This is a genomic window from Vibrio sp. 10N.261.52.A1 (assembly GCF_002876325.1).
GTDB classification, from domain to species: Bacteria; Pseudomonadota; Gammaproteobacteria; order Enterobacterales; family Vibrionaceae; genus Vibrio; species Vibrio chagasii.
In genome coordinates, this window is sequence record NZ_MCYD01001202.1 from 1 (window position 1) to 7,329 (window position 7,329).

The 7,329-nt window shown below is 42.8% G+C and carries 6 protein-coding genes; 4 read left to right on the forward strand and 2 right to left on the reverse strand.

Annotated elements, in window-relative coordinates; genetic code table 11:
- Nucleotides 1-223: 223 nt before the first annotated feature.
- On the forward strand, nt 224-1,318 hold the full coding sequence (locus BCT81_RS25520) for an autoinducer 2-binding periplasmic protein LuxP (RefSeq protein WP_102426274.1): 1,095 nt from the start codon (nt 224-226) through the stop codon (nt 1,316-1,318).
- Entirely contained in the window at nt 1,318-3,888 is a 2,571-nt protein-coding gene (gene luxQ / locus BCT81_RS25525) for a quorum-sensing autoinducer 2 sensor kinase/phosphatase LuxQ (RefSeq protein ID WP_102426275.1), read from the forward strand. Before BCT81_RS25520 ends, luxQ begins: the two co-directional genes overlap by 1 nt.
- A 79-nt stretch (nt 3,889-3,967) precedes the next feature.
- On the opposite strand, the gene BCT81_RS25530 is transcribed toward luxQ, so the two are convergent.
- Nucleotides 3,968-4,627 (reverse strand): PilZ domain-containing protein, encoded by a 660-nt coding sequence (locus BCT81_RS25530; RefSeq protein WP_102426276.1) that lies wholly within the window; start codon nt 4,625-4,627, stop codon nt 3,968-3,970.
- Between the two features lie 196 nt (nt 4,628-4,823).
- Here BCT81_RS25530 and BCT81_RS25535 point away from each other — a divergent pair, with 196 nt between their 5' ends.
- On the forward strand, nt 4,824-5,174 hold the full coding sequence (locus BCT81_RS25535; RefSeq protein ID WP_102426277.1) for a HopJ type III effector protein: 351 nt from the start codon (nt 4,824-4,826) through the stop codon (nt 5,172-5,174).
- Nucleotides 5,175-5,274: 100 nt separating this feature from the next.
- On the opposite strand, the gene BCT81_RS25540 is transcribed toward BCT81_RS25535, so the two are convergent.
- Nucleotides 5,275-5,583 (reverse strand): DUF1289 domain-containing protein, encoded by a 309-nt coding sequence (locus tag BCT81_RS25540; protein WP_102426278.1) that lies wholly within the window; start codon nt 5,581-5,583, stop codon nt 5,275-5,277.
- A 158-nt stretch (nt 5,584-5,741) separates the two neighbouring features.
- On the opposite strand from BCT81_RS25540, the gene yegD reads away from it, so the two are divergent.
- Nucleotides 5,742-7,094, forward strand: a complete 1,353-nt coding sequence (gene yegD / locus BCT81_RS25545; RefSeq protein ID WP_102426279.1) for a molecular chaperone — start codon at nt 5,742-5,744, stop codon at nt 7,092-7,094.
- Nucleotides 7,095-7,329: the final 235 nt, after the last annotated feature.

Consider the following 7,329-nt stretch of genomic DNA (forward strand, 5'->3'; position numbering starts at 1 on the left):
GAAAAATATAAAGTTAGGATTGCGTGTTTAGCCACGTGACACTAAAGTTTTTCTGTTACCGCTCTCATTTGATATATCACTCATTTAGAATGTCGTTCTAATTAGCTCTAGCCGCTATCATTTATCCTCGTTGTCCTACATAATATCTTTCAGCCATTCAAAGAGATGGTGTCATGCTAGGTTAAAAAATGAGCCAAAGTAGCTCATATAAAACGAGAAAAATATGAAACGTTTATTGATGTTGTTTGGACTAGCCGTATTTTCTGCGTCCGCTCTCTCCCACGGAACCCATGTCCTTAACGGATATTGGGAGTACCAAGATTACCTTTCTAACTTTCCTGAACAAAAAGCCTTAACCGATAAAATGGTCCAGGCTGTGCAAAACCACCCCGTTCCACTGAAACGAGTCCAGGATGAACCGATAACGATTTCTGTCGTGTATCCGGGCCAACAAATCTCTGATTATTGGGTTCGTAACATCCAAGCTTTTGAAAAGCGACTTGATAAACTGAGAATTAATTATCAAATTAACCAAGTGTTTACGAGAGTGAACGCGGATCTCGCGCAGCAAAGTATCTCGTTACAAGAAGCGATAGAAAATAAAACCGATTATTTGATCTTTACGCTGGACACGACGCGCCATCGTAAATTTATTGAGCACGTATTGAGCTCTACTGATACCAAACTTATTCTGCAGAACATCACTACGCCAGTCCGAGCATGGGCTGATAGACAACCCTTCATGTATGTTGGTTTTGACCATGCAACGGGCAGTTTAAAATTAGCGAATTACTTCAAAGAAGTCAGCAAACCCAACAGCAAATACTCGGTTCTGTACCGCTCAGAAGGTTATATTAGTGATGCCCGTGGTGATACCTTCATTCACGATGTAAACAGTGATACGAACTTTGATTTAAAATCCTCTTTTTACACAAGATCGGACAAAGAGAGTGGTTACCGAGCGGCTAAAATCAGCATAGAGAACGATAAAGACCTAGACTTTATTTATGCATGTGCAACCGATGTCGCTTTAGGTGCGGTGGATGCGATTCGAGAATCGGGTCGAGATATCTTAGTTAATGGCTGGGGCGGTGGCTCTGCTGAACTTGAAGCGATTGAAAGAGGTGAACTTGATGTCACTGTGATGCGTATGAACGATGATACGGGTATCGCAATGGCAGAGGCTATTAAGTGGGACCTTGCCGGGGAAGCCGTTCCTACTGTTTACTCTGGTGATTTTGAAATCGTGACTAAAGAAGACTCCCCAGAACGCATTTCTGAACTGAAACAGCGAGCATTTAGATACTCAGGTCAATAATGAAGAAAAGCTACGCCAATACTCCAAGGAACACCCTAGCCAAATTAATTACACGTATCATTATTTTAGTGATCGGGGTGATGGCGCTTGGCGTGCTTATTCATAACTACGAGACCAGTAGTAGTATTGTAAAACAAGAGACCAATAGAACGGTTAAGCAAACCTCTAGCTTGATCCAGAATATGTTTGATTACCGTTTGTCTGTGTTGCAAATTCACCAAGATAGTAGCTCGCACAGTGATACGCTACGTGAGTATTTTAAGACCAATGACGAAGAGGTACTTAGCTACTTTTTCTTTGGTGTCGACCAGCGTGAACCGGATCATGCGCCAGATCTTCGCTTTGTCTCTACTCATGACGGTTTAGCGTGGGAGGACGGTAACGGTCAGTTTTATGGCTTGGATGACAAAAGCCTGAAGCATATTTCTGAAGAGGTTTCGTTCAGTAGCAATTGGCACTTTATTCAATTGATGACGGACATAGGTAAGCGTCACTTGTTAGCTCGTCGTACTCCGATTGTTGACAGTAAAACGGGCGAAGTACTCGGACAGCTGTATATAGCCATTGTCCTTGATAATAATTTTTCTCTCGCAGAGTCTATCCAGCAGGGCAGTAACTGCGAAAATATCGTGATTGAAGCGCACGGTACGCCTGTCACTTCAACCTTCAGTGGTGATGAAAGTTACTCGATAACAGACATCCTCAATTACAGAATCTACGAGCAATTACCTCGTCATTTTGTCACTATCACCACGATTAAAATCAACGCGGTAGAAACGCCTCTTATCATTCGTGCCGTTCAAAAGAACAGTAACGTCATCGCCTTAGAAGAGAACTATGAGCGTGCGATCATCGTTGTCATTGTTGTGATCGTTTTCATGTCTTTCTTTGCCCGTTCTTGGATTCAGAGAAGAGTTTCTGCTGAACTTGATAAGCTCATGGACTTCACTCGCTCAGCTAGTGATAGCGAAGAGTACAACAAATTTGATGGCTCTAATATTTTCGAGTTTCATCACATAGGCTGTACTCTTGAGGATACCTTTGAACGTCTATCTGAACAAAATCAAAAATTCCAAGACCTGTTTAACTTTGCTCATTCTCCTATTTTGGTTTGGTCTGAAAAAGGCGACTTGATTCAAATGAATCCAGCAGCGCGTATGACGCTGTTTGATGAAGATGATAATTATGGTGCCGTTGCACATGAGTTCGAACATCGTATGCTGCCAAACATACAAATGGTGGTTCAAGGGGCCAAGTTGACGGGCATTAACGTACCTATTGGCGAAAAGGTGTTTCGTTGGAATATGTCGGCGATTCGGGTTGAACATGGCATCACAGGCGTCGTAGTACAAGGACAAGACATAACCAAGTTGGTTGAAGCGGAGAGACAAGCCGATCGTGCCAGAGAAGAGGCCGAGCATCTTGCGAACGTTCGTGCTGATTTCTTGGCGAAGATGAGCCACGAAATTCGTACACCACTCAATGGCATCTTGGGTGTATCTCAGCTTCTTAAACGCTCTATGCACAATGAAGATAATAAAGAGCAGGTCGATGTACTCTGTAACAGTGCAGAACACTTGCTAGCGGTATTGAACGACATTTTGGATTTTTCAAAGATCGAGCAAGGGCAATTCAATATTCAAAAGAAAGACTTCCGCTTGGCGGAGTTGATTAACACTCTAGACAGCATCTACCGTCCACTTTGTGAGGATAAATCGATCACATTCACGATCGTGAATCATCTGGCTGACGACATTGAAATCAATACCGACCAAGTGCGTTTGAACCAAATTATGTTTAATTTGTTGAGTAACGCCCTAAAATTTACGCATCAAGGTGGTATCTCTGTTAGCTTTGAACTTGAAAGTATCTTCAATGCGAATAAAGCCAGCTTGATCGTTCGCGTTAAAGACACCGGCATTGGTATTGATGGGAGTAAAATTGATGCCGTTTTTGAACCCTTTGTCCAAGCCGAAGAAACGACAACACGTGAGTACGGCGGGACTGGGTTAGGGTTAACCATTGTTAAAAACTTGGTCGACATGCTGGAAGGCGATATTCAGGTTCGCAGTGCTAAAGATCAAGGCTCGGAATTCATTATCGAAATCCCAGTTGAACTGAACTCTAAGACGCTAATTGATGTTAAGCAGCAAACAGGTATTGAACCTGAGGCGCTATTCGATCGCTCTTTGAAGGTGTTGCTGGTGGAAGATAACCACACCAATGCTTTCATCGCACAGGCTTTTTGTAAAAAATATGGCATGGTGGTGACCTGGGCGAAAGATGGTCTGGAGGCCATAGAGCTCGCAAAAGCAACCACTTATGACCTCATTCTAATGGATAATCAACTTCCTAACCTTGGCGGCGTTGAAACGACACAACAGTTGCGAGAGGAAATCGGTGTATTAGCCCCGATTTATGCGTGTACTGCAGATGCTCAAGAATCGACAAGGGATAGTTTTATGGCTGCAGGTGCCAACTATGTGATTGTTAAACCGATTAAAGAAGAGTCATTGCATCAAGCTTTTGTCCATTTCAAAAAATCATACTGGGATCAAAACAGACTCTAGTTTTTCTTTAACTCTTTGAATGCAAGGCTGTGCCACACCGAGCGGTTTCGAGAGCTGCATCCTGAACATCCGAGAACAACTATACAAAGCCAGCAACGAAAGCTTGTTCTAACAGTAATGTTTTAAGCTCATCACTCATGTCTAGGTGTTCAGGGAATTGAATTCCTAGCACCCAACCTTGGCCTTGTCTTTTCTTACTCACGCCTTTGTAAACCAATTCACTATCTAAGTGCTCACTCAATATTGAATCCACCTTTACCTTCCATCCCACATCAATATCGGATAGTTGTGTAATGTAGATACCACAGCCGGAAACAGAGAAATCGACTAACACAGCGTTTAGCGTCAAGGTGTCAAAGGTAACTTCGCAGTTGAGGCGCACTTTGTATCTTTCGTGTTCGCGGATTGGTTTTGTTGCAAAGCTCGTTGGCGGACGAAGAAATAGAAGATGCGCAGGGGAGGTGATATGAGCAAGTACATTGGTTTTGAATGCGACGATGTGCCCAAGTTCTGTGTCTGTAATCGCTCGAACGATGATATCGACGTTGATGAGTTTTCTTAACGTCAGTGCCTCGGTCGCTTTTTGTGACAGCTCTAAGATAAGGTACTGCTCTTCTTTGTGCCCAATATATAGAGTACTGATCTGAATTGAGTCGTCGGGGCCAAACTCTAATACACCTGCTGCTTTTGTACCGGGTTTCAGGTATCTAAACAGTTCTACGTTTTTATCTTTATGCATGTTCTTCAATGAAAATGTTAACCATATGTTGAAAATAATATAACGTCCCAATAGAACTATATCATTACTTTCACTAAGGAAATGAAGATATCTGAATGAAAAAAGTGGAAATGGTTTGTCACTCAAACAGCGGCTTACTCTGAGCAAAAAACGCGTTACACTGCTACCCATAATCTAATCAAAGGAGAAAGAGTAAATGGAACTAGAAACCTTGTTAAACAACCTGTCTGAATCACCTGAAAGTGTTCAATTTGAAGATACAATGCAGGTAATTGAAGCTCATTATGATTTTTCTGAGTGCGAATTTCGCAATGGAGATGTGGTGAATGAGGCAGGGAAGAACAACGGTTCATGCAAAATTTTTGCGTTCGGCCAAGATCAAGGGCTTTCAGCAGAGCAAACACTAGCGTGCTTTGGCCAATACTACCGTAATGATGTACTAGGTTTTCCAGAGAACACTGATCACCAGAACATCCGAAACTTTATGGTTCATGGCTGGAGTGGGGTTGAATTCTCCCAGCCGGCGTTGGTCTTAAAGTCCAAGTAAATAGGGTTCAATGGTGAAGTAAATACTTACTTAAACATTAAGACCATGAAGCGAGATGAGCTTATCTCGCTTATTTCTTAGATCTTTCAATACCGACAGGCTACTGAATTGGCAATTCAGACAAGCATTTACGACACATACATACTCCAACTTTGGGTATAGAGCTCGTGTCTCTTTTCTCTAGCTCAAAGCACCAGCACGTCTCTTTACCTACGCTAATATCGCACTGAGCAGGCTCGTTACATTGCGGGCATTGGTGGGTAGAGCTAACACCGCTAAGGTTATTCATCACAGACTCTCTTTCACTCTCAGACAAGCCTTTCCAACCTATAATTTCGTCCATGGTTCTGAAGCAGCCGCTACACATGCCACCATTATTTTTACAAGCCGCTCGGCAAGGTGTTTTCATCTATCTGACCCTTGATTTGTTTGGGCTGAAATGTAACACACTTGTATCTGTTTTAAGAGAAAACTCACTAAAAATTGACTCTGAAAAATAGTAAATGACCTCGTAATTGAAAGGCTTTTCATGTAGCATCTCGCCCCTTTTGTTGAGTGGGGGATATTATGTTTATTGGATTTGATTATGGAACAGCAAACTGTTCTGTGGCTGCAATGGTCAATGGAGAACCAAGCTTGCTACCTTTAGAAGGTAGCAACCACTATATTCCCTCAACTGTATTTGCTCCTACTCGTGAGAGTGTATCTGAACATCTATTTCGCCACCTGAACATCAAGCCGAGCGATGCTGTTGGTGAGCAAGTGCTACGACGTGCAATTGCCTACAACCGAGAAGAGAGTATCGACCTTGTGCCAGAAGACATGGCATTTGGCCAGGCAGCGTTGGATCTCTACTTAGAAGATCCGCGTGATGTTTATTATGTTAAGTCTCCTAAGTCTTTCTTAGGCGCAAGTGGGCTACATGACGTTCAGGTTAGCTTCTTTGAAGATCTAGTATGCGCCATGATGGCGAACATCAAGCAGCAAGCTGAGCTCACTACTCAAGAACAAATCAAACAAGCGGTTATTGGTCGACCAATTAACTTCCACGGTCGCGGTGGTGAAGAGGCAAACAGACAAGCTGAAGCTATCTTGTCTCGCGCCGCGAAGCGTGCAGGCTTCCTAGATATTGCATTTCAATTTGAACCCGTAGCTGCTGGCTTAGACTATGAAAGCACTCTGACTGAAAACCAAACAGTACTGGTTGTTGATATTGGTGGTGGTACGACCGACTGTTCTCTATTAGAAATGGGCCCGAGTTGGTCTGGGAAAGCGGATCGTACTCAGAGCTTATTAGCGCACAGTGGTCAAAGGGTAGGGGGTAATGACTTAGATATTTACCTGGCTTTCAAACAACTGATGTCACCTTTTGGTATGAGCAGTAAAGCTATTTCTGGCATTGATATGCCATTGACCCAATTTTGGAATCCAATAGCCATCAATAATGTAGAAGCTCAAAAGAATTTTTACTCTCGAGAAAACCTTGCAGCACTGAAGTTACTTCGTAAAGAAGCTGCTGAACCACAGAAGCTAGACCGTTTACTTAAGGTATATCACGATACCTTAGGTTACGGCATCGTACGTAGAGCCGAAGAAGCCAAGATTGCATTAGCAGAATCTTCTCAGTATCACGCTGCGATAAATGTTGCCTCCGAGTTGATAGAAGTCGATATCTCAGTTGAACAGATGGTCGATGCTATCGAAACGCCAAAGTCGAAGATGATTGAGTTGGTTAAAGAGGCCATTCAACAAGGCGAAAAGAAACCAGATGTTATCTATATGACGGGTGGTTCTGCACGTTCACCTATCCTTCGAGAAGCGGTTCAACAAGCGGTACCGAATGTGCCTATTGTGAGTGGCAACTATTTTGGTTCAGTAACTGCGGGCTTAGCTCGTTGGGCTGAGGTATGCTTCAAATAGGTTGAAATGACGCGTCATAAAGGGCAACTGATCTGTGATTGGTTGCCCTTTTTTTGTATTCGCGAAGGCCAAATTAGCTAACTAAGTAGCTACCCGGAATCTAAAGTCGAAATTAGTTTAGTAAGCTAAATATTTCGACTGAATTCTAGATGTTACAAGATGTTTCACTCTTGGGGGGGGTGATGTATTGGTCTGATGAGTTGTTTTGGTGCTTTGATTTTTAATGCTTTTTTTA

Excerpts from the sequence above, each read along its gene's own strand:
- BCT81_RS25530 (WP_102426276.1), bottom strand. The coding sequence starts at position 4,627 with ATGCATAAAGATAAAAACGTAGAACTGTTTAGATACCTGAAACCCGGT.
- BCT81_RS25535 (WP_102426277.1), top strand. The coding sequence starts at position 4,824 with ATGGAACTAGAAACCTTGTTAAACAACCTGTCTGAATCACCTGAAAGT.
- yegD (WP_102426279.1), top strand. The coding sequence starts at position 5,742 with ATGTTTATTGGATTTGATTATGGAACAGCAAACTGTTCTGTGGCTGCA.
- BCT81_RS25520 (WP_102426274.1), top strand. The coding sequence starts at position 224 with ATGAAACGTTTATTGATGTTGTTTGGACTAGCCGTATTTTCTGCGTCC.
- luxQ (WP_102426275.1), top strand. The coding sequence starts at position 1,318 with ATGAAGAAAAGCTACGCCAATACTCCAAGGAACACCCTAGCCAAATTA.
- BCT81_RS25540 (WP_102426278.1), bottom strand. The coding sequence starts at position 5,583 with ATGAAAACACCTTGCCGAGCGGCTTGTAAAAATAATGGTGGCATGTGT.